This is a genomic window from Hymenobacter cheonanensis (assembly GCF_030581075.1).
Classification (GTDB): Bacteria; Bacteroidota; Bacteroidia; order Cytophagales; family Hymenobacteraceae; genus Hymenobacter.
Genome location: NZ_JAUQSW010000012.1, coordinates 64380 through 86120 on the forward strand (window position 1 = coordinate 64380; position 21741 = coordinate 86120).

At 62.5% G+C, this 21741-nt stretch carries 13 protein-coding genes; 1 reads left to right on the forward strand and 12 read right to left on the reverse strand.

Annotated features, from left to right (window positions below):
* Positions 1–455: 455 nt before the first annotated feature.
* The 6 genes from Q5H89_RS19520 to Q5H89_RS19545 form a co-directional block, all read right to left on the reverse strand.
* Entirely contained in the window at positions 456–1322 is an 867-nt protein-coding gene (locus Q5H89_RS19520) for a nitrilase-related carbon-nitrogen hydrolase (protein ID WP_305021028.1), read from the reverse strand.
* Positions 1323–1493: 171 nt separating this feature from the next.
* Entirely contained in the window at positions 1494–2870 is a 1377-nt protein-coding gene (hydA, locus tag Q5H89_RS19525; RefSeq protein ID WP_305021029.1) for a dihydropyrimidinase, read from the reverse strand.
* Positions 2871–2965: 95 nt separating this feature from the next.
* Positions 2966–4318 (reverse strand): aminotransferase class III-fold pyridoxal phosphate-dependent enzyme, encoded by a 1353-nt coding sequence (locus Q5H89_RS19530; protein WP_305021030.1) that lies wholly within the window; start codon positions 4316–4318, stop codon positions 2966–2968.
* Between the two features lie 252 nt (positions 4319–4570).
* Positions 4571–6043 (reverse strand): CoA-acylating methylmalonate-semialdehyde dehydrogenase, encoded by a 1473-nt coding sequence (locus Q5H89_RS19535; RefSeq protein WP_305021031.1) that lies wholly within the window; start codon positions 6041–6043, stop codon positions 4571–4573.
* 209 nt (positions 6044–6252) lie between these two features.
* Positions 6253–10254: a discoidin domain-containing protein gene (locus tag Q5H89_RS19540; RefSeq protein WP_305021032.1), complete on the reverse strand. Its 4002-nt coding sequence runs from the start codon at positions 10252–10254 to the stop codon at positions 6253–6255.
* A 321-nt stretch (positions 10255–10575) separates the two neighbouring features.
* Entirely contained in the window at positions 10576–11142 is a 567-nt protein-coding gene (locus tag Q5H89_RS19545; protein WP_305021033.1) for a GNAT family N-acetyltransferase, read from the reverse strand.
* A 77-nt stretch (positions 11143–11219) separates the two neighbouring features.
* On the opposite strand from Q5H89_RS19545, the gene Q5H89_RS19550 reads away from it, so the two are divergent.
* Complete coding sequence (locus Q5H89_RS19550; RefSeq protein ID WP_305021034.1) at positions 11220–11861, forward strand: hypothetical protein; 642 nt, start codon at positions 11220–11222, stop codon at positions 11859–11861.
* Between the two features lie 5 nt (positions 11862–11866).
* On the opposite strand, the gene plsY is transcribed toward Q5H89_RS19550, so the two are convergent.
* The 6 genes from plsY to Q5H89_RS19580 form a co-directional block, all read right to left on the reverse strand.
* Positions 11867–12505, reverse strand: a complete 639-nt coding sequence (gene plsY, locus Q5H89_RS19555) for a glycerol-3-phosphate 1-O-acyltransferase PlsY (protein ID WP_305021035.1) — start codon at positions 12503–12505, stop codon at positions 11867–11869.
* Between the two features lie 55 nt (positions 12506–12560).
* Complete coding sequence (locus Q5H89_RS19560; protein WP_305021036.1) at positions 12561–18515, reverse strand: hypothetical protein; 5955 nt, start codon at positions 18513–18515, stop codon at positions 12561–12563.
* A gap of 60 nt (positions 18516–18575) precedes the next feature.
* On the reverse strand, positions 18576–19406 hold the full coding sequence (gene prmA / locus Q5H89_RS19565; protein WP_305021037.1) for a 50S ribosomal protein L11 methyltransferase: 831 nt from the start codon (positions 19404–19406) through the stop codon (positions 18576–18578).
* Positions 19407–19556: 150 nt separating this feature from the next.
* Positions 19557–19940: a hypothetical protein gene (locus Q5H89_RS19570; RefSeq protein WP_305021038.1), complete on the reverse strand. Its 384-nt coding sequence runs from the start codon at positions 19938–19940 to the stop codon at positions 19557–19559.
* Positions 19941–20047: 107 nt separating this feature from the next.
* Positions 20048–20812 carry a triose-phosphate isomerase gene (tpiA, locus tag Q5H89_RS19575; RefSeq protein WP_305021039.1) on the reverse strand — a complete coding sequence of 255 codons (765 nt, stop codon included), beginning with the start codon at positions 20810–20812 and terminating at the stop codon, positions 20048–20050.
* Between the two features lie 73 nt (positions 20813–20885).
* The gene (locus Q5H89_RS19580; protein WP_305021040.1) at positions 20886–21674 is read right to left on the reverse strand and encodes a tryptophan-rich sensory protein; all 789 of its coding nucleotides are present in this window, start codon (positions 21672–21674) and stop codon (positions 20886–20888) included.
* Positions 21675–21741 lie beyond the last annotated feature (67 nt).

Sequence of the window (21741 nt, forward strand, 5' to 3'; positions counted from 1 at the left end):
CTTTTAAATTCGAAATATTTGTCATTGCGAGCGCAGCGCGGCAATCGCACCCGCACGATGCTCGAACGCCCCCGTTCTGGTGCGATTGCCGCGCTACGCTCGCAATGACAGTCATTTTTTAATTCACCTATAGATAAACGCAAGGGCCAGCAGTCCAAGAATCAGGATAAGGATACCTAATACCAGATTTGCGTAGCCTACATCCTTCTTTTCCCGGTCGCCGCTTTTAGCCGCAAGCGCCAAGCCGCGTTTGGTAAAAAATAGTCCTGCTAGCCCCGCCGGCAATAAGGCGAATAGCCACAGTCCACCTGGGAAGGGTGGCAGAAAGCTCAGGACTACTAGCCCCAATGGCGTAGCATAACAGTAAGTCGCCTTCTTATAATACCGTACTATTTCGGCGCGCAGGGCTGTGGCAGGACCTATCGGTTTCATTTGCTAAGCAACGCTCGGCAACCCTACAGCTCCACCAATTTCGCATACGTCTCCGGGCGGCGGTCGCGGAAGAACTGCCAGGTGGCGCGCACCTCGTCAATCATATCGAGGTCGAACTCCGCGATGAGCAGCTCGTCTTTGTACTCGTCGGCCTGGGCGATAATCTGGCCGCGCGGGTCCACGAAATAGGACGTGCCGTAGAAGCGGCCCAGGTTCCAAGGCTTCTCCTCGCCTACCCTATTGATGCAGCCCATGAAATAGCCGTTGGCGGCCGCGTGGGCGGGCTGCTCCAGCTTCCAGAGGTATTGCGAGAGGCCGGCCACCGTGGCCGAGGGGTTGTACACGATTTCGGCGCCGTTGAGGCCTAGCACGCGCGCGCCGTCGGGGAAGTGGCGGTCGTAGCAGATGTAGACGCCCACTTTGGCGTACATGGTCTGGAATACCGGGTAGCCCAGGTTGCCGGGCTTGAAGAAGAACTTCTCCCAAAAGCCGTTGGTGTGCGGAATGTGGTTTTTGCGATACTTGCCCAGGTAGGTGCCGTCGGCGTCAATCACGGCGGCGGTGTTGTAGAGGAAGCCCGCGGCTTCGCGCTCGTACACCGGCACAATCATCACCATTTTATACTTCCTGGCATACTCGGCCATGCGCTCGGTGGTGGGGCCGGGCACCGATTCGGCCGAGGCGTACCACGACTGGTTTTGGCCGGGACAGAAATACGGGGTATTGAAAATCTCCTGCAAGCAGAGAATCTGCACGCCCTGGCGGCCGGCCTCCTCAATCAGCGGAATGTGCTTCTGCACCATCGCTTCCTTGATTTCTTCGATGGAGCCTTCGCCCTCGGTCATCGGCAGGCTCATCTGAATGAGGCCGGATTTAATAATGCGTGCCATGTGCTGGGTTGGGTTGGTGATGCGGTGATTGACTTATCGATAGTAGTGAAAAAGAACGTCATGCTGAGCCTGCGAAGCATCTCGTCCGAATCGTTGAATTGCCAGCCTAGCGGTGCGAGCGAGATGCTTCACTGCGTTCAGCATGACGTTCTTAGTAGAGAAGACCTTGCGTTAAAATGCCGTTTTGCCGCGCTTGATAAACTGCCCGTAGCCCGGCGACACCCTAGCCGCGCCCGCGTCGATGGCCACCTGGCCGCGCAGCAGCACCGTTTCGATTTTGCCGGTCAGCTCCCAGCCTTCGTAGCCCGAGTAGTCCACGTTCATGTGGTGCGTGGCGGCCGAAATCGTGTGCTTTTTCTCGGGGTCGATAACCACCAAATCAGCATCGGCACCGATGCTGATAGTGCCTTTGCGCGGAAACATACCGAAAATTTTGGCGGCGTTGGTCGAGGTCACTTCCACGAATTTTTGCGGCGTGATTTTGCCCTTGCCCACGCCTTCCGAGAAGAGCAGCTCCATGCGGTGCTCAATGGCGGGGTGGCCGTTCGGAATTTTTGAGAAGTCGTCTTTGCCCAGCAACTTCTGCTCCCACATGAAGGGGCAGTGGTCGGTGCCCACCACATTCACCAGGCCTTGGCTGATGCCGGCCCACAGCGTGGCCTGGTCTTTTTTCTGGCGCAACGGCGGCGACATCACCCACTTGGCGCCTTCGGCCTCATTCTCGTACAGCGAGGCATCGAGCAGCAGGTACTGGATGCAGGTTTCGACGAGCATGCGCTGGTTGCGCTCGGTGGCGCGGCGCACCTGGTTGAGGGCGCCTTCGCAGGTGAGGTGCACGATGTAGGCGTTCACGCCCGTGTAGTTGGCAATGTCGGCGAAGCGACCCGAGGCTTCGGTTTCGGTTACTTCGGGCTGCGAGAGGTAGTGGTAGAGCGGCGAGAGCTTGCCCTGCTCGCGGTGCTGGGCAATGAGCGTATCAATCATGTCGCCGTTGGTGGCGTGGGCAGTCACGAGGCCGCCGTGCTTTTTCACTTCCTGCATCAGGCCCACCATCTGCGCATCGTCAATCATGAGCGCGCCCTTGTAGGCCATGAAGGTTTTGAAGGACGTGATGCCCTCAGCAATCATCTCCGCAATTTCTTCCTTGGTATTGGGGTTGAAATCGGTGACGGCCATGTGGAAGGAGTAGTCGCCCACGGCCGTGCCGCTAGCCCGCCCGCTCCACTCCTCAAAGGCAGCTCGCAGCGAGCTGCCTTGCTTTTGCAGAATGAAATCGATGACCGTAGTGGTGCCGCCGTGCAGCGCGGCGCGGGTGCCGGTTTCGTAGGTGTCGCTGCTGAACGTGCCCATAAACGGCATCGACAAATGCACGTGCGGGTCGATGCCGCCGGGCACCACCAGCTTGCCGGCGCAGTCGATAACCTCCACGCCCTCAGGCGCGGGCAGGCCTCGACCGATGGCGGCGATGGTTTCGCCCTCCGTCAGAATATCGCAAATACTGTCTGAGTCGGCCGTGATAACGCGGCCGTTTTTTAGCAGAATCGACATGAGAATTTAGTTATTGTAGCGTGGACTCTGCGAGTCCGCGCATTACCTGCCTGGCAATCTCACCACGCGCGGACTCACAGAGTCCACGCTACCTACTAGTGCGTGTGCGCGTCCGCGATTTTCAGCGCCTCCGAGATGATGGCTAGCCCTTCGTCCAACTCCGCCTTATTGATATTGAGCGGCGGGGCAATGAAGATGTAATTCCAACGCACGAAGGTGTACATGCCCAACTCCTTAATCTTAGCGGCCACCTCGTTCATGATAACCATTTGGTCTGGGGCCGCATTCCAAGGGGCCATGGGTTCCTTGGTTTCGCGGTTTTTCACCAGTTCCAGGCAGCCGAAGAGGCCGGTGTTGCGCCAGTCGCCGATGCTGGGATGCTGCTGTATTAACTCGGCTACGCGCTCGTCGAGGTAGTGGCCCATCTCCACGGTATTTTCGAGCAGGTGGTCTTCCTCGTAAATGTCGAGTACGGCCACGGCGGCGGCGCAGCTCACGGGGTGGGCCGAATAGGTGAGGCCTAATGGCAAGGGCTTGTTATCAAATGACTTGGCAATGGCCTCATCAACCATCACGGCGCCTAGCGGCACGTAGCCGGCCGTGATGCCCTTGGCCATGCACATAATATCGACCTTCACGCCGTGGTGGTCGGAGCCGAACCACTTGCCGGTGCGGCCAAAGCCCGACATTACCTCGTCGGCTACCAGCAGGATACCGTACTTGTCGCAGATTTCGCGCACCCGCGTCCAGTAGCCGGACGGATACTTGATGCAGCCCGAAGTACCCGACTCGCCTTCCAGGAAAATGGCCGCCACGCTGCCGGGGTTTTCGTAGCCGATGATGCGCTCCAGGGCATCGGCGGCGCGCTCGGCGCACTGCTCGGGCGTGGTGCTAAACCACGGGCAGCGGTAGAAATAGGGATTTTCGACGTGCACCGTGCCGGGCATGGCCTGGCTATCGACGGCAAACTTGCGCGGGTCGCCGCCCACGCTCATGGCGCCGTAGCTAGCCCCGTGAAACGACTGGTAGAGCGATACAATCTTGTGCCGGCCGGTGTAGATGCGCGCCAGCTTAATGGCGTTTTCGATGGCCTCGGCCCCGCCCAGCGTGAAAAACGCCTTGGTGAGGTTGGCCGGCGTTATCTCGGCCAGCTTGCGGCCGAGGTCGCCCCGGGCCTTGGTTATCATGCCGGGGTAGACGTAGCTCAGCTCGCGCATCTGGGCGGCCACGGCCTCGGTCACGCGCTGGTCGCCGTGGCCGATGTTCACGTTCATGAGCTGCGACGAGAAGTCGAGGTAGCGCTTGCCGTCGCGGTCGTAGAGGTACACGCCCGCCGCCCGCTCGGCGCTGATGGGGTTCAGGCCCGCCTGCTTCGACCACGAAAACAGCGTATGGTCGAGGTTGTCGTGCAGGATTTGCTGCTGGTCGGTGTCGAGGGTTGGGTGCATGGCTAGTGGTACTTACTACTTGATTCTCAAAAGACGTCTGTCATTGCGAGTCCAACATTCTGCGCATCCAGCAGAGATGGAGTTCGGTAAACTTTCCTTGTCATTAGCACCGATTGTCATTGCGAGCCTGCGAAGCAATCGCACCCGAACGAGTTGTTCGGGTGTCGTTCTGGGGCGATTGCCGCGCTCCACTTCGTTACGCTCGCAATGACAGCCGATTTTTAAGGAAAAACCTTAGCGGGCGCCTCCCCCTTAGCTCATCCAGTTCACCCGCGACTCGGGGTTCCACTTGGTGGTGGTTTTCTTGAGCTGGGTCCAGAACTCGATGGAGCTTTTGCCGGTGATGTCGCAGGCGCCGAATTTCGACTCGTTCCAGCCGCCGAACGAGAAAGGCTCGCGGGGCACGGGCACGCCGATGTTCACGCCTATCATGCCGGCGTTGGCGTGGTCCATCACATAGCGGGCGCTGGCGCCGCTGCTGGTGAAAACGGCGGCGGCATTGCCATAGGGGTTGGCATTTTCGATGGCCAGGGCCTCATCGAGCGTGTTGGTGCGCATGATGGCGAGCACCGGGCCGAAGACTTCTTCCTGGGCAATGCGCATGTCGGGCGTCACGTAGTCGATGACGGTGGCGCCCACGTAGTAGCCGTTTTCGTGGCCGGGCACCACGGCGTGGCGGCCATCGAGCAGCACCTTGGCACCGGCGGCTTCGGCTTCGGCAATATGCTGCTCAATGCGCTCCTTAGCCTCTTTGCTGATAACGGAGCCCAGGTTTTGGCCGGCCACAATTTTCCTGGCTTCTTCCACGATTTTGGCCACAATGCCATCGACGGCGCCCACGCCCACCATCGTAGAGCCGGCCATGCAGCGCTGGCCCGCGCAGCCCGACATACTGGCCGCCACGTTGGAGGCCGTCATATCGGGGTGCGCATCGGGCAGCACCATGAGGTGGTTTTTGGCGCCGCCCAGCGCTACGCAACGCTTGAGGTTAGAAGTAGCGCGGATGTACACGGTTTTGGCGATGGGCGTCGAGCCCACGAACGACACGGCCGCGATATCGGGGTGGTCGCAGATGGCCTCGACGATGGTTTTGTCGCCATTCACCACGTTGAGCACGCCGTCGGGCAGGCCGGCTTCCTTAAGCAGCTCAGCGATTTTGACGGCGCTCAGCGGTACTTTCTCCGAGGGCTTCAGAATCATGCAGTTGCCGAGCACCAGGGCGTTCGGGATAGTCCAGTGCGGCACCATGTTGGGGAAGTTAAACGGGGCGATGCTGGCCACCACCCCTAGCGGCTTGCGCTCGGCGCGGGCCTCCACGCCCTTGCTCACTTCCAGAAACTCGCCCTGCACCAGCTGCGGCAGCGAGCAGGCAAACTCAGTTAGCTCGACCGCCTTTTCGACCTCGGCGCGGGCTTCGTCGAGGGTCTTGCCGTTTTCCTCGCGCACCAGGTCGGCCAGGGCCTTCATGTCGCGCTCCAGCAGGGTTTTGTAGCGGTAGAAAATCTGCACCCGCTCCTTAATCGGGGTGGCCGACCAGGCCGGGAACGCGGCCTGCGCGGCTTTCACGGCCGCATCCAAATCGGCGGCGCTGCTCAGGGGCAGGGCTGAAATTACCGCGCCGCTCAAGGGGCTGAATACATCGAGCAAAGCGGCCGCCGGGGTGTCGATGGGCTGGCCGGCTACGTAGTTGCGGATGGCGGGGTACTTCAGCGCTTGCGTCTCCATGAATTACTGAAAGGTTTAGGGGGCGCAAGCTAGGGGTTTTTCTGGAATACCACGCATGACAGCAGCTAAATAATTTTGGCTTTTTTTGCAGATATTCAAAAAATAAGCCACCGCCCCTGAGAAATCCTCAGTTGCGGCGGCCTATGCACGGGTAGCCTGCCTTGGGTAGCGTGGGCCTTTTAGTGGCAGTTAGCTGGGCTAGCCACGCGCTATTCTTTCATAATGCGGCGCACTTCCTGCCCTTCGGCACTGCCCACCGTGAGCAGGTAGATGCCGCTGGCCAGCCGGCCCATGTTGAGCGTGGTACTGGCCCGCCCGGCTTCAACGGTGACAGTTTGCACCAAGGCGCCGCGCAAATCGCGCAGGGTGAGCGTGTGCGCCGAGGGGCCGCTCAACTCTACCGTGAGCTGGCTCACGACGGGGTTCGGATAGGCGGCGCCCACTACCGGGCTCGCCGCCGGGGCGGGGCTAGCCGAGGCCATGAGGCGGCCGGTGCAGGTGGCGCCGGCCGTGTAGCTGTGCGGCGTGGCGCTGGAGTTGCGCTCGGCGGTGCTGGTGCCCACGCGGTAGGTGAAGTAGAACGAGAGGGCCGTGCCGGCCGGCTGCGCCTGCGAGAAGGTGAAGTTGCTGCCCGAGGCCGTCATCTGGTAGCCCGCGTAGCCGGTGGCCGTGCCCGCCTTGATGTAGATGAGGGCCATGGTGCTACCCGCGATGGGCGCCTGCGGAATGAACGTCCAGTTGACGTTGCCGCTGGTGGTCGAAACCTGGTAGGTGTAGTCGCCGCTGGCTACCGTGCCCGAGCACGCGCCGCCCGTGCTGGTGCCCCCGCCGCTGGCGGCGGTGCCGTACACTTCCAGCTCGTAGAGCGAGTAGCCGTAGGTGGTGCCGCGGGCCGTGCCGTACATGCGCACGTAGCGGCCGGTGCCGGTCAGGCCGGTCCAGTCGTTGGAGAGGGTGGTGTTGCCGGTTACGGTTTTGATGGTGGTCCAGGTCGAGGCGTCGGGCGAGGTCTGGATGAGGTAATCCTTACCGTAGGCAGCTTCCCAGGTCAGCTTTACCCGGTTCACGTTGTAGCTGGCCCCCAGGTCCACGTAAATCCACTGCGGGTCGGCGAAGGCGCTGGCCCAGCGGGTGTTGGCGGCATCGCCATCCACGGCGGCAGAGCCGGGCGTGCCCGAGTTTTCGGTCGAAGAAGTGAAGGTGGGCTTGTTCAGGGCCAGGTTGGTGGCGGTAGAGGCGGCCGTTACGGTCACGCTCACAGCGGCCGAAGTGGTGGCAGCCCCGGCGTTGTCGGTAGCCTTGGCCGTGAGCGAGTAGGTGCCGGCGGCTACGCCGGCCCAGGTGTAGCTGTAGGGGCTAGCGGTGCTGGTGCCCAGCAGCGTGGTGCCTTGGTAAAACTCCACTTTGGCAATGGTGCCGTCCGAGTCGGCGGCGTTGGCCGTGAGCGTGATGTTGGCCGGCGCCGTGTACGAGGCATTGGCGGCCGGCGAGGTCAGGCTCACGGTTGGGGCGGCGTTGGTAGCGCCGTTCTTGCTGAGGCTGCGCAGGTTATCAACGTAGTACACATCGCCGGTACTGGAATTGGGCGCGAACAGGAATACGGCCCGGTCTACGCTGGCGTCGGCGGTGCTGGCGTCGGGCGCGCTGGCGTAAGTGAAGATGAGCGTGTGCCAGGTATTGGTTTTTTGCACCACCGCCTGGTAAATGCTGTGGCGGCCGGCCGGGTAGTTGCTGGGGGTCGAGGCGGCGCTGCTTTCGAGCTGCCACGAAATGACGGTGCCTACCGGCGCACTCGTGTACACATCCATCGCCAGCACCTTATTGCCGGCCACGTAGGCGGCGCCGTCCTTTATCGAGTTGGTGCTGAACGACAACACGTCGTAGGTCGCCGTGGCTTTGCGGGCGTACTTGGCCACGTGGGCCGAGGTATTGCTGCCCGTAGCCGAGGGGTTGGCGATGGTGGGCGAGTACGTGCCGTCCGAGCTGAGATACGTCAGGTTATGCGTGGCTTCATAGTCCTCAAACGTGGCGCCGGCCGAGTAGGTGGGGTCGGCCACGTGCTTGGCAATGCGCAGGTTATCAAGATAATACGTGTTGCCCGTGTTCGTATTGCCCGCAAAAAGCACGGCTAGCTGGTCGATGGCCACGTTGGCCGTGCCCGCGTCGGGGGCGGTGTCGAAGGCTAGTGTGAGCGTCTCCCAGGCATTCTGCTTGGTGGTATTGACGATGTAGGTACTATTGCGCCCGGCTGGGTAGGTGCCGGCGGCGGCGGCCTTATTCTGGAGCGTAATGCGCACCGAAGTGCCCACCGGCGCATCGGTATACAGGTCGAGCTGCAGCTGATAGGTCTGGTCCTTGAACTTGCCCGCGTCAGTGATGACGGTGCCGGCCGGGGTAGCGTTGAAGAACAGCACGTCGTACTGCTGCGTGCTGTTGCGCACGTACTTCGCCACCTTGGCCGAGGTATTTACGCCCGTAGCCGAGGGGTTGGCCACGCCGGCGGTGTAGGTGCCGTTGGTGCCCGTGGCGTCGTAGCTGATGGCGCTGGTACCGTCGTAGTTTTCGAGCACGGTGGTAGCCACGGTGGGCGGCGCGGGCTGGGTCAGCACCCGCACGTTGTCGAAGTAAAACGTGTCGCCGGTGTAGGTGGCGGGCTCAAACAAAAAGGCCACGTTGTTGATGGCGAAAATGCTGGTGCCCGCGTCGATGGTCTGCTCGTAGTTGAACTCCAGCGTTTCCCAGGCATTCTGCTTGGTCGTAAACGCTTTATAGGAACTGTGGCGCCCGCTAGGGTAGTTGGTGGCCGTGGTCACCGAGCTGTTCTCAAACTGCATGGTCACGCGGCTGCCCACCGGCGCGGTCGAGTACACATCCACGTACACCTTCTTGCGGCTGGCCACGAAGTCGTTGGCGTTGGCAATAGTTAAGTTCTTGACATTCAGCACGTCGTATTGCTGCGAGGCGGCGCGCACGTACTTACCCACCGCCGACGAGGTGTTGGGTGCCGCGCTGCCGGGGTTGGCCACCGCCTGGGTAAGTGTGCCGGTGCCCGCGTAGGTCAGCAGCCGGTTGCTCTCAAAGTCCTCGAACACCTTCTCCACTTGCAGGGCCGGGCCAATAGTCACGGCCTTGCTGTAAGAGCCCGTGGTGCAGCCGCTCACGGCCACCGCCACGGCCACGTTGCCGCCGGTGCTGCCCCAGTTCACGGTGATGGTGTTGGTGCCCTGGCCGCTCACGATGGTGGCGCCGCTGGGCACCGTCCAGGTGTAGGTAGCGCCGGCCACGGGGTCTAGCCGGTAGTTTTTGTACTGCTCATTGGGGAACACCTGGCCGTCGCCAATCACGGCGTAGTTGTAGGTGCCTTTGTACACCCGCACGTAGTCGACCAGGGTCTGGGTTGGGTAATCGGCGGGCGTGGGCGCAATGTTGCCGGTGTAGCCCGAGCCGGGGCCGCCCACCGCCGCGTTCAGAATAACGTAGAAGTTGTTGTCATTGAAAGGGAAAACGCCGTTGGGCGTAGTCTGCGGCGTCACGGTGTTGTAGAGGTTGCCATCCACGTAGAAGCGCAGCACGTCGGGCCCCCATTCCAGCGCGTACACGTGGAAGCCGGTTGATAAGTCGACGCCCGCCGCGTAGGTGCGGCTGGCGAAGTACGGGTTGTTGCCGCCCGCGTTGCCAATGGCCGTGCCCGTCACCGACTGCGGATTCTTGTGCTTGGCCTCCATAATGTCGATTTCGCCGGTGGTAGGCCAGTTGCCGGGGTCGGCCAGCATCCAGAACGCCGGCCACACGCCGCCCGCCGAGGGCAGCTGCATACGCGCTTCAATGCGCCCGTACTTGAAAGTCTGGAGCGTGCCCTTGCCCGGCACCTTCGACTGGAGCTTGCCCGAGCTGTACTGGTAGGTGTTGCCGCTAGGGGCGGTAGTAGTCTCGTACTTGGTACTGATAACCAGGTTGCCGCCGGTGGTGGCAATGTTCTGGGCGCGGTAGTTTTCGAGTTCCGCGTTGCCCCAGCCGCAAACGGTGGGGCAGCCGTCGCCGGTTATCACCTTCCACTTAGTGGTGTCGAGCGAGGCGTTGTTGAACTCGTCGGCCCAAACGAGCTGGGTGCATTGGGCGTGGCTGGCGGCGGGCAGCCCCAGCAGTAGCGCGCCGCCGTAGAGGGCAGCCCGCCAATAGCGGCGGGCCCGCACAGTAAGTAGTGTGGTCATACTTGTGGAAAAGGAAGAGGGTGGGGAAAAGAATGCTGCCCGGCAGCGCTGGCCCGGCCCGGCGCTGCCCAAGCAGCCAACCCAGCCCTAGCCAGCACGTTGCAACCCGGCAAGCACTCAAAGGTGGGCAGCAATGCGGCCTAAAAAATCCCCCTAAATGCTTACCGACCCACTTCCGCGCCCAGCCTCCCCCCTAGCCCATACGGCTACCTCACAATGCCCCGCCCCCTTTACACCAGCCCACATGCCAGCCTCCTCAGTAGCAGGCTTCAACTACTACAGGCTAAAAGACAACCGCCCCTCGCACAAAATGCCAAAATTTTACACGTTGCCCGCCGCCCTCGCGGCATACTCGGTTTGCGTGAGGCGGTACTGCCACAGGTCGTAGTAGCGGCCGTCGCGCTTGGTGTGCTGGGCCAGCTCCCCTTCTTTAAGCATCCCGTTTTTCAGCATTACCCGGCCCGACGCCGGGTTTTCGGCAATGTGCGTGGCGTAGATTTTATTCAGCTTGAGTTTTTCGAAGCCAAAGTGCAGCACGGCCCCTAGCGCCTCGCTGGCCAGCCCCTGGCCCCAGTAGGGCTGCCCCAGCCAGTAGCCGGCCTCGGCCCGGTCGAAGCGCCGCTCCAGCGTGAGGCCCATGCCGCCGATAAACTCGCCGGTGGCGCGCAGCGCCAGGGCAAAGGCGTAGCCGGTTTGCTGCTCGTAGTTTTCCCGGGTGAGCTGCACCCAGCGGCGGGCGTCTTCTTCGCGGTAAGGGTGCGGAATATTGAGCGTGTTTTTGGCTACCTCATAATTGCCGGCCAGGGCCACAAGGCGCGGCACATCGGCCAGGGCGAAGGCGCGCAGCAGCAGGCGCGGGGTGGTGAGCTGAGGAAACTGGCCAGGCATACCGCTCAAGATAGTACCTGGCTTTGTTTGCCTTGGCAGGCAGCGCTTAGCTTTGGCCGCTCTATTTGCTTTCCTCAATGAAATACGTTGTTGCGCTGCTGCTTTGCGCCGGCTGGTGGGGGCGGCCTTTGCCGGCCGCCGCCCAGCAAGATTCTACGCTAGCCTTCAAGGCGGCGCTGCTGCCCGCCCCCAACGGCGCCTTGCTGGTGTTCACCAATCAGCAGCAGTCGTTTAGCATTCGGGTTGTCAGCCCCAACGTGGAGCCGATGGCCGAACCCGGCTTTATGCGCGTGAATGGCCAGATTCTTCAGGCAGTTATCCTGCCCGCGCCACTGGCACCTACCCAGCAGCAGGTGGGCGACGAACGCGCCAAGCAGCTCCTGATTGCCTATAAGGAACACGAGTCGCAATACATACGGCACGACCTCAAAGCGCCCATCCGCAACGAGCTGGTGAGCTTTCTGCACCTGAATAACCGGCTTTTTATGCTCTGGACATACGACATGCCGGCCACCAACAAGCAAATCGGCCAGCAGCAGTATCTGGTTTCGCTTTGCTTCAACCAAGCGCTTATTCTCAACTGCCCGGTAGAGCGAAAGGCCAGCGCCTCGGCCAGCAGGCAGTTGCTGACCACAATCGGTCAGACGCTCAAAATCAATAACGAAGCCTCCAACCTGGAACAGCTTTACTACCAGCTCAATCCGACCAAGAAAAAATAACCGCTTTATTTTTTGCCCCACAGCGGCACCCGGCTCTCGGTGCCCGCGCGCAGCCGGCCAATGTTGGCCCGGTGGGTATAGATGAGCATGCCGGCCAGCAGGAAGCCAAACCACACTTGCAGCGGGTTGGCCGGGCGAAAGGCGGGCAGCAATTGCAGCAGCGCGAAAGCCACGCCGGCCGTCATACTGCTCAAAGACACGTAGCGCGTGGTGCCCAGCACCGCCAGAAACACCAGCAGCGCCACGCCCACCGTAGTCGGCGCAATGGCCAGCATCATCCCCAGAATGGTAGCCACGCCCTTGCCGCCCCGAAATTGCGCAAACACCGGGTAAATATGCCCCACCACCGCCAGCACCCCGCAGGCCAGGCGGTAGTAAAAGAGACTTTCGGGCTGAATAAGCCCCTGGCCAAGCAGAAAATTGGGCAGAAACCAGGCCGCCGCGAAGCCCTTGAAGGCATCGAATAGGAGCACGAAGGTGCCGGCTTTCTTGCCCAGTACGCGGAAGGTATTGGTGGCGCCCGCGTTGCCGGAGCCGTGCTCGCGGATGTCGGCGAGGTTAAAAAAAGTCCGGCCCACCCAGAGGGCCGTAGGAATAGAGCCTAGTAAGTAGGCCAGGAGTAGCGCCAAAGCAATGAGTAGCATGGCGCAAAAGTAAGCCGCCCCGGAGGTAGGCTCCGGGGCGGCTAGGCTTCCTGGTTTAAGAGTCGCCGAAGGGGTCTTCGGCTTCGGCCTTCTTCTTTTTCTTTTTCGACTTCTTGTCGGTTTCTACACCTGGTTCGGCGCTAGGGTCAGGGTCGGCTTCCTTCGCCTTCTCCTTTTTGGCGGGCACCGGGGCGGGGGCAGGAGTTGGCTCCGGCACGGCGGGCGCAGCGGCCGGGGCAGCCGGAGCGGGTGCGGGTGCGGCCGGCGCCGGGGTGGCAGGAACAGGGGCCGGCGCGGCGGGCACCTGCGTCGAGTCGGCCGCGGCTTTGGGTGCCACCACTGGCGAGGGGCTGGCCTGAGTAGCAGCGGGAGGGCTGGCTACTGCCGGTGCGGCTGGCGCAGGCGTTGGCGCTGGGTTAGCAGGCGCTGGGCTAGTGGGCACTACCGGGGCGGGGGCAGCTGGCGCCGCTTTCTTCGGGGCCGGGGCTACGGGCGCCACTTCGCTGTCGGCAAAGGGGTCGTTGTCTTTCGCCTTTTTCTTCGACTTTTTGGCGGGCTCCGGTGCCGGCTCACTCAGGCTAGGGTCTTCGGCCGGGGCTTCCTCCTTCTTTTTCTTGGCTTTTTTGGCCGGCTCGGGCGCGGGCTCCGGGGCGGGGGCGATGACGCCATCGCCGAAGGGGTCGCTGTCCTTTTTCTTCTTCGATTTCTTGGCGGGCTCAGCGGCGGGCTCGGTAGCAGCCGCGTTTTCGCCGTCGCCGAAGGGGTCAGCCTTGGGCTTTTTCTTCGACTTCTTGCCTTTCTCCGTATCGAAGTTGTCGAAATTGCCGGTGGGCGCCGCCGCCGCCGGGCGCGGGGCCAGCTTGCCCGATTTGCCCAGGTACGTGCGCTCGAAGTGCGAGCGGAATCGGTCTACATCTTCAAACTCGCCCAGGAAAACGCCGTAGTCGGCCGTGGTTTCGATGCTGCCTTTTTGCTTGGCCGCAATCTCGCCGTCGTATTCCTCGCTCGACGACTTGGTGAGCAGCACGTTATTGGCGTAGCGCAGGTAGTACCAGGTCTGGGGCTCGGCCTCGATGTAGACCTCCACAATATCGGCCGAGTTCTCGCGCTTGATTTCCACGTAGCCATCCACCAGGGCGTTGAGGCCCTGCTTACCCACGCCGCCCAGGCCAATTTTGCCCTGCGAGAACCAGGCGTGCTGCTTAGGGTCCCAGCGCAGGTTTACCTTGCTCAGGGTGAGGGTGTGCAGCAGCTTGGGCGAGAGGCTGGCCAGGGCCGGCGGGGCCACGCCGGGCCGGCGGCTGTTGAAGGCATCCACACCCTTGTTGCCGGCAAACTGCGCAATGTTGAACAGCTCATCCATAGAGCCATCCAGGGCCTCGGGCGAGTTTTTGGTGACCTTGGCCAGGGTGCTGGCCATCAGCTCCACGGCCTTGGGCGGCATGGCGGCATCGATGCCCAGCAGGCTGCGCACCCGGTAGCGGGCGCTGTCGGGGTTGGCGCGGCCCACGCCGCTAGCCGCAATGCTGTAGCTTTTGGAGTTGGTAATGAAGCTCATCGGCCCCCGGAACGTGACCTGGCTGGTCGAGTCGCGGAAGGTGAGCAGCGTGCCCTGGTAGTGGTTGGGGTCGGTAAAATCCTGGTCGGCAATGGTGTACTCGCCGCGCTTGGCATCGTAGTGCAGCTTGCCCGACACGGCCAGCAGCGGAATATCGGCCGCGCTGCCCACGGGGCCTCCGTAGAGCGGATAAATGCGGTTGTCGGTGTCCGATATGAATAAGCCGGTGGCCAGCTCCGTGCCGTCCTCCGTTTTCAGGTTACGCAGGTCGAGGTCGAGGTTGCGGGGGTCGATACTGTCCTTCACCGCAAACCAATCGGCGGTAGCCGCGTCGCGCACGCGCCCAAACTGCAGCTGCACCTGCCCATCGAAGAGCAAGCCGCGGCGGCGCGAGTTCAGGTTGATGCCGCCCCGGAAACCAATGCGCGGGGCTAGCTGAAACTTCTGATTGGCCTCCACGTTGGCCGTGGCCGTGGTGGCGAGGCTGGCCGTCGGGTTCACCTCGTTCACGTCAACCGTTTTGCGGCGGCGCAGGCCAAAGCGCTTGCGCCCGGTAGTAGAGGCTAGCAGGCCGGCCGAGTCCGATTTGAAGTCTACAAACTTGAGGGCTACCGAGTCGCCGGTGGCCGTGCGCGACATATACTTGGCATCGCCGCTGAAGGCATCGCGGGCATCAACCCGGATGTTGCCATCCACCAGCTTGTGAAACTTGCCCAGCGAGTCGAGCAGGATTTTGGCGTGGTGCAGGGTCTGCATCTTGCCGCCGCCCGCCACCACCACGCGGCCCGAGTCGGGAATAACCCAGGCATCGGCCGCCGCTACGTAGGGCACGCCCTTGGCTTGCAGCTGGTACTTGGTGAGGTCATAGTCGGCGGCCGTGGCCTTAAATTTTAGTCCGTGCTGCTCGGGCGCAGTCGAGGTCAGGTACGAGCGCGTCGAGTCGGTGCCGGCGGCGCGCAGCAGCACCCGCTTCTTCTTAAAGTCCCAGCGCCCGCTGCTGAGCGAGGTGCGGAAGGCCGTGTAGGGCAGGTCGATGGTGGCCTTGCTGCCTTCCTCGCGCTTAAACTCGGCGTAGCCTTTCCTGAGGTCGTAGGTGAAATCGACGTCGTTGGCCGCCAGGGCCGGCTTGCCGGCCTGGGCCGATTTCACGCTCAGCAGCGCCTTCTGGCCCGAGTATGAGTCGTTTTTGAATACCAGGCTTTCGGAGCGCACGTAGCTCTGCGGGCCATCGAGGCGGCCGGCGCCACCTACCACCTTGGGCGTGAGCAGCAGCGAGCCCTTAAAGGTGTGGTCGGCGTAGAGCTTAGCTGGGGCGCCGCTAGCCGGCGTTTGCAGGTGCAGGCTGTCGGTGCGGGCGCCCCAGTTGATGAGGTAGCCGGGCGGCAGCACCACCTTGGGCGTGTTGGCGCCAGCCGCGATGGAGCCGGCTTTGCCTTCGCCGGTGAGCGAGTCGCCGTACATCACAAAGCGGTCGCTTTGCAGGGTGGCGCCCAGGTAGGTTACGGTGCCGTTCGATTGCAGGCCCTGGCTATTGAGCTTCACCCTGGCGCCCGACGAGAGCCGGCCTTTGCCGCCATACAGGGGGTAGCCCGCCGCCGGCACCGTGTGCACAAAGCCCATCGTGCCGTCTTCCTGGGTGGTGAGCGCCGTTTTGATGGGCGGTAGTGCCTTGCTATGAAACACGCCCACGAAGTTGCCGCGCGCCTTGCCCACGCCCATTGAGTCGAAGCTGAAGGGCGGCACGTCGAAGTACGTGGTGGTGTCGTAGGCGCCCCCCAGCACATCGGGCTTGTTGAAGTACACGTAGGCCCCCGACGACGAGTTGAAGGCCGGGTACTTCGGCATTTTCTTGCGGCCCGAGCGGTTCAGGGGGTCATTTAGGTACAGGCGCCCGCTTTGGTATTTGCCCTTGTTGGTAAGCACGAAGTCGCTAGGGGGCGCTTCGTCGGCGGCCACGGTTTTGTTGGTGGCCTTCTTGCGCTTGTTGCGAATCGTGAGCGAGTCGATGCGGGGCATGTCGATGTAATACCCGTCGTAGTCGAACAGAAAATCCTTACCCTTGAAGCCGTAGATGGACGTTTTCACCCGCCCACTGAACTTGAGGTTGCGGTTGCGCTCCATGCGCACGGTGCCGCTGTCGGGCTGCACAAATACGGCCGCCGAATCGTCGGAAAAGCTAAACTGCTTCACTCCGTGCACCACCAGCTGGTTGCTGGCCAGGTTGAGCGTGGCGCTGCGCCCCGAGCCGCTCAACGACTTGATATCGATGTGGTCGTAGTCTTTCTTCTCGCGGGCCGCGCCCACGTAGTGGCGGGCTTTGCGCAGCAGAACCACCTCGCCGGTCTGGGGCTGAATGTCCACGTAGCCATCGCGGGCCAGCCCGCTCACGGCCGAGCGCAGGTTGGCCTCGTTGGTGCCGGTGGCCACGGCCACGTCGTGCACATTCAGTACGCTGGCGTGGCCGTGGTCGATGCTGTAGCCGAGCAACATTTGCAGCGGGTGCAGGTGGTTGATGCTCTTGAGCTGCTGGTAGCGGGTGTTGGAGAAGAAGTTACTGCTCTCAAAATCAGCCGCTACCTGCGTGGGCGAGGTGATGATGCTGAAGTCCATCTTCGGCTCGCGCAGGTTCCAGGTCAGCATCTGGGCCCGGATATCTACCTGGTGGTACGAGTCGGAGTACGGTGCATTGTGGTACAAGCCCTTCTCATAGAGCAGCTTGAGCTGCTCCTTAGCCTTCAAATACTTCAGCTCCACGCCAGGGTGCGTGATGGAGTCGCCGGTGCTTTCGTAGAGCGCCACGCCCGCCCGCCCAGCGGTGATGACCGAGTCGCCGAGCACAAAATTGCGCGAGGCCGAGCGGAAGCGCAGCTTATTATCCTGGCTCACGGTGAGGTGCGAGAGCGAGCCGTCGAGCGAGGCCGACAGCAGGCTGCTGCCCGCCATCGAGAGCCCGCCCTGGTACTTGATGCCGGGGCCTATATCCTTGAGGCGCACATCGTTGGTAAGCGAGATGAAGCGCGGGTAGCTGCTTTCGGTGGCGCCCGGCTTGCGGCGCACGCTCTTGTAGCTGAGGGCGCCCTTCACCGGCGCTTCGAGCCTGGCGGGGTAAGTCAGCGTCACGGGCTGGGCCGTGAACTCGGGCTTGCTCGGGTCGAAGTCGAACGGGCCGAGGTCGGCCGTTACGGGGTTGCCCTTCACCGTCCAGGCCACCTGCCCGCCCGTGGCCAGAAAATGGCTGCCCACCGTGGCCGCCGTGCCGCTCACCTTATGAATAACGATGGAGTCGCTGGCCGTGCGCATCACCAGCTCGGCATCCTTCAACTCAATCACCGGCCCGCTGATGGCCGGTGGGTAGTAGGCATCATACGCCGCGCTGGCCGAGGGCACAAACGGCTGGCTAGCCTGGTCGAAGTCGGCCACGCTGGGTGCGGGCGCAGCGGCCGGCTTGGCAGCTACGGGCTTAGCGGCTGCTTTGACCGGGGCCTTAGCGGTGGTTTTAGCGGGCGTCTTTTTCTTCGGGGTGCCCCAGCCATCATCGGCGGCGGGCGCCCCCCAGCCGTCGTTGGCCGCTTTTTTCTTGGGCGTGCTGCCGATGGGCGGGCCCCAGCCATCGTTGGCGCTGCTCCAGCCGTCGTTTTTGCTGGCTTTGGTGCCGCTCCACATATCGGCCGTGTCCCAGCCATCGCTGGCACGCTTCTTTTTGGCTACGGGTTTCGGCTTAGGCTTGGCGGCGGTGGGCTTGGCCGCTGGCTTAGCGGCGGGCAATTCAACCGGCTTGGGCGCGGCCGGAGCCATGTCGAACGTGGCGTTGGGGTCGGGCGCGGCGGCGGCTTTGTAAGCAAAGGACAATTGCCCGCCCGTCATCCGCAGCGCGTTAAAGCCCGAGCGGTAGAGGTAGCCGCCACTGAGCACCCTGGCCGTGGTGAGCAGGTATTTTTCCACCTCCGCCGGTGGGTCTTTGTCCACCGACTGCCCTAGCGCGTCGAGGTACTGGTCTATCTGCTTGTCGCTGAGGCCGGCCTTGGTTTTACCCGCTACTAGGGCACTGTAAAAAGCCGTGAGGTGCGGAATGGGCCGCAGCTTCTTATCCAGCATTTTCTGCGAAAGCTCAGCAATCGCTTTTTGCTGGCTGGCCGTGAGCTGGTTGCTGCCCCACAGCTGGCGCAGCTTGTCGCCCAAGGCCATTGCCCCAGCGTTGTTGCTGGCCAGCATCATCGTGCGCACGTCGAGGATAAACTGCTCGGGCTCGGGCGAGAGGTGGCCCGTGTAGCGCTGCACCGCCACCTGGCCCGGGCGCACCGCGCCGGCCGCCCGGCCATCGGTGGGCGGCGCGGGCACGGCGGCCGGGGCGGTGCCCGGCTTGGCAGCCGGGGCGAGCGGCCTGGCCGTTTGGGCGCCGGCGGGCAGCAGCGGAAAACTTAAGCAGAAAAAGGCGGCGAGCAGTCGCTTCATAAGGTCGGGTAAAGGCCGCGGGCGGCCGGCAGGTCGTCCCCGGCAGGTATCCGGGGCAGCTTAAACTTTGGTGAAAATGGCCGATACCCAGCTGCGCAGCGTGCGGTGCCGCTCGTAGCGCAGCCCCTGGCGGGTAGCCTCGGCCGTTATCTTGGCTAAATCCTCCTCGTAAAACCCGCTGAACAAAATTGGTTTCCCACTGGGCAGCAGGCGGGCATACTCGTGCATATCCTCGAGCAGCACGTTGCGGTTGATGTTGGCCAGGATGAGGTCGAAGGGCGCCTCGTCGGCTAGGGTCTCGGCGCCGCCCAAGCGGCACTCAATGGTACGGCAGTGGTTTTCGGCGGCGTTGTCGCGGGCGTTTTCCACGGTCCAGGGCTCCACATCCACGGCCAACACCTGGCGGGCGCCCAGCATCTCGGCCATAATGGCCAGAATGCCCGTGCCGCAGCCCATGTCGAGCACGCGCTTGCCGTGGTGGTCGATATCCAGCTGATTTTCAATCATCAGCGCCGTGGTTTCGTGGTGGCCGGTGCCAAACGACATGCGCGGCATTATCTCAATATCGTACTCCACCCCTTCCGGCTTGGGGTGAAACGGCGCCCGCACCGACACGCGGTCGGCAATAATGAGAGGCTGAAAATTCTTCTCCCACTCCAGGTTCCAGTTCTGGCGCGTTATCACGCGGTCCGAAAATGCCAGCTCGCCCAGGCCTTCGTAGCGGCTCATAATCTCGGCCACCGCGTCGCGGTCGAAGGCATCTTCGGTGGTGTAGGCGCAAAAGCCCGCGTCGTTGTCTTCGAAGGTATCGAAGCCTACTTCGCCCAGCTCGGCAACCAGAATATCGGCCAGCTCGCGCGGAGCCTGCACTGTCAACTCAATAAAATCCATTTTAGGAACGTAAAATTTAGAAACGCAGTCCCGCCGCAGTTGGTGCGCAGGCCCCGGCGCAATCTGCCACTAGCCTACTTATTCGCCCCAAACCTGGCTTGGGCTGGGCCACCTCGCAGGTGCGAAGTAGCGCCCGCCGCACAACGGCGGCTACTGCTTGCAGCCCGCAAACGAGCGCACTTTGGTATAGTGAATGGCAAAATCGGCCCGGCTGCGGTCGGTGGTCACGTACAGGGTGTAGTCGGCAAACTCCCGGTTTTCGGCCGGGCACCACAGGCCCGCCTTGTCGGCAAAGAGCTTGTTGGTTTCGTTGAAAACCAGCACGTCGGCAAACGCCTGCTCGGGCTCGACATACACCACCGCGAAGCACGAGTTGGCGCGGCGCGGGTCGTTTTCGAGGTAAATGGAGCCGTAGATTTTGCACGGCTCTACCGAGCCGGCCGGGTGCGCTAGGGCCCTACCCGGCCGGCTGGCGGCGCTACCTGCAGAAGGCGACGCGAAAAACAGCAAAAAGGAGAGAAAAAAAGATAGCACGGGGTAGCTGCGTAAGAGGATGAACCAGAATTTATAACACCAAGCCAGCCGGTTAAGGCAATAATTCGGCCTAAAATACAATTCGTCCTTTATGCAGTGCCAGCCAGCTAAAAGGACTTTACAATTTCAACAAAATCGCGCGATTTCAACGACGCGCCGCCGATGAGGCCACCGTCGACATCGGCTTGGCTGAAGAGTTCGCGGGCGTTCTGGGCGTTGCACGAGCCGCCGTAAAGAATAGTCGTGTTGTCGGCCGTGGCCTGGTCGTAGGCCGCGGCCACCTGCGCTCGAATGAAGGCGTGCACCTCCTGCGCCTGCGCGCTGCTGGCCGTGCGCCCGGTGCCAATGGCCCAGATGGGCTCGTAGGCAATCACCACCTTGCCAAAATCTTCTTTGCTGAGGTGAAAAAGGCCATCGGCCAGCTGCTGGCCAATGAAGTCGAAGGTTTCGTCGGCCTCGCGGGTTTCGAGGCTTTCGCCCACGCAAAAAATCGGCTTCAGGCCAGCGGCCAAAGCCGTATTGAGCTTGTCGGCCAACAAGGCGTCGTCTTCGCGGAAGTGCTGGCGGCGCTCCGAGTGGCCGAGTATCACGTACTCGCAGCCCACCGATTGCAGCTGCCGGGCCGACACCTCGCCGGTGTAGGCGCCACTTTCTTTCTGGTGAAAGTTTTGGGCCCCTAGTGCGGGGTTGCCGCCTTCGCCCAGCAGCCGGTGCACACCCATGAGCAGCGGAAACGGCGGGCAGATAACCACCTGCGGCCGGGGGCCGGTAAGCTCGTCGTGCAGCATCTGCACAATTTCCGACGTCAGGGCCTGCGCTTCGGGCAGGGTGAGGTTCATTTTCCAGTTGCCGGCAACAAAATTCTGGCGCATCGAAAGAAGGGAATAAAGGAGAAAACAGCGCCCACCGTGGGCTAGGGCAAAAGTACAGGCCAGGGCCCCGCCCCTAGCCGGCCGCCAGCACCTGCTGGCTGCGCCGCCAGCCCACCACTACTGCCCCCAGCAGCAGCAGCGAGGCGGCCCCCAGCGCGGCCGTAGCCAGTCCCGGCTGCGTGGCGCGCTGGGCCATCCAGGTGCCCAGCAGGCCCCAGGCTATGGGCAGCGGCAGGCGCACATCGTGGCTGCGCCAGGCCAGGGCTAGCCCCAGGCCTACCGCAATGAGCAGCAGCGCATAGCAGCCCACCAGGCTAGCCCCGGCCGGCCAGTGCAGGCCAAAGCCGTCGCGCAGCCCGAAGATGAAGTTGAGCACCGTGGCCAGTACTATCCAGCCCAGGTACAGGCTCAAAAACCACACCGGCCAGCCGGGCACGGCGCGCAGCAGCACCAATTGCCGCACCCGGCCGTAGGCCTGGGCCAGCAGCAGCAGCAACAGCAGCATCACGGTGAGGCTGGCGCTGATGAGCCCGTAGCTGAACACCAGCGTCCAGGCCGTAGTAGCCAGCACGGCCAGCGTCAATAGCTTATTGAGGGCTAGCGGCAGGCGGGCAGCGTGCTGGGCAGGCAGCGCCTGCCACACCGTGTACACCACCAGCCCCAGAAAAATAACGCCCCAGATGCTGAAGGCATAGCCCGCCGGCGTAAGCAGCGTAGGGTGCCGGGCCGACATTTCGCCGTTGCTCAGCGCGCCTTCGGGCGGGCGGGCGTTGTAGATATAATTGACGTAGAGGCAGGCCAGTACGGCCACCGGCAGCAGCCAGCGCCACAGGTGGCCGGCCGGAGATTCAGTTTTTTCCATGCTTCCGGATACGAAAAAAACGCCACAAGCGCCGCCCCCTGGCTAGCGGGGCGCGACACTCGTGGCG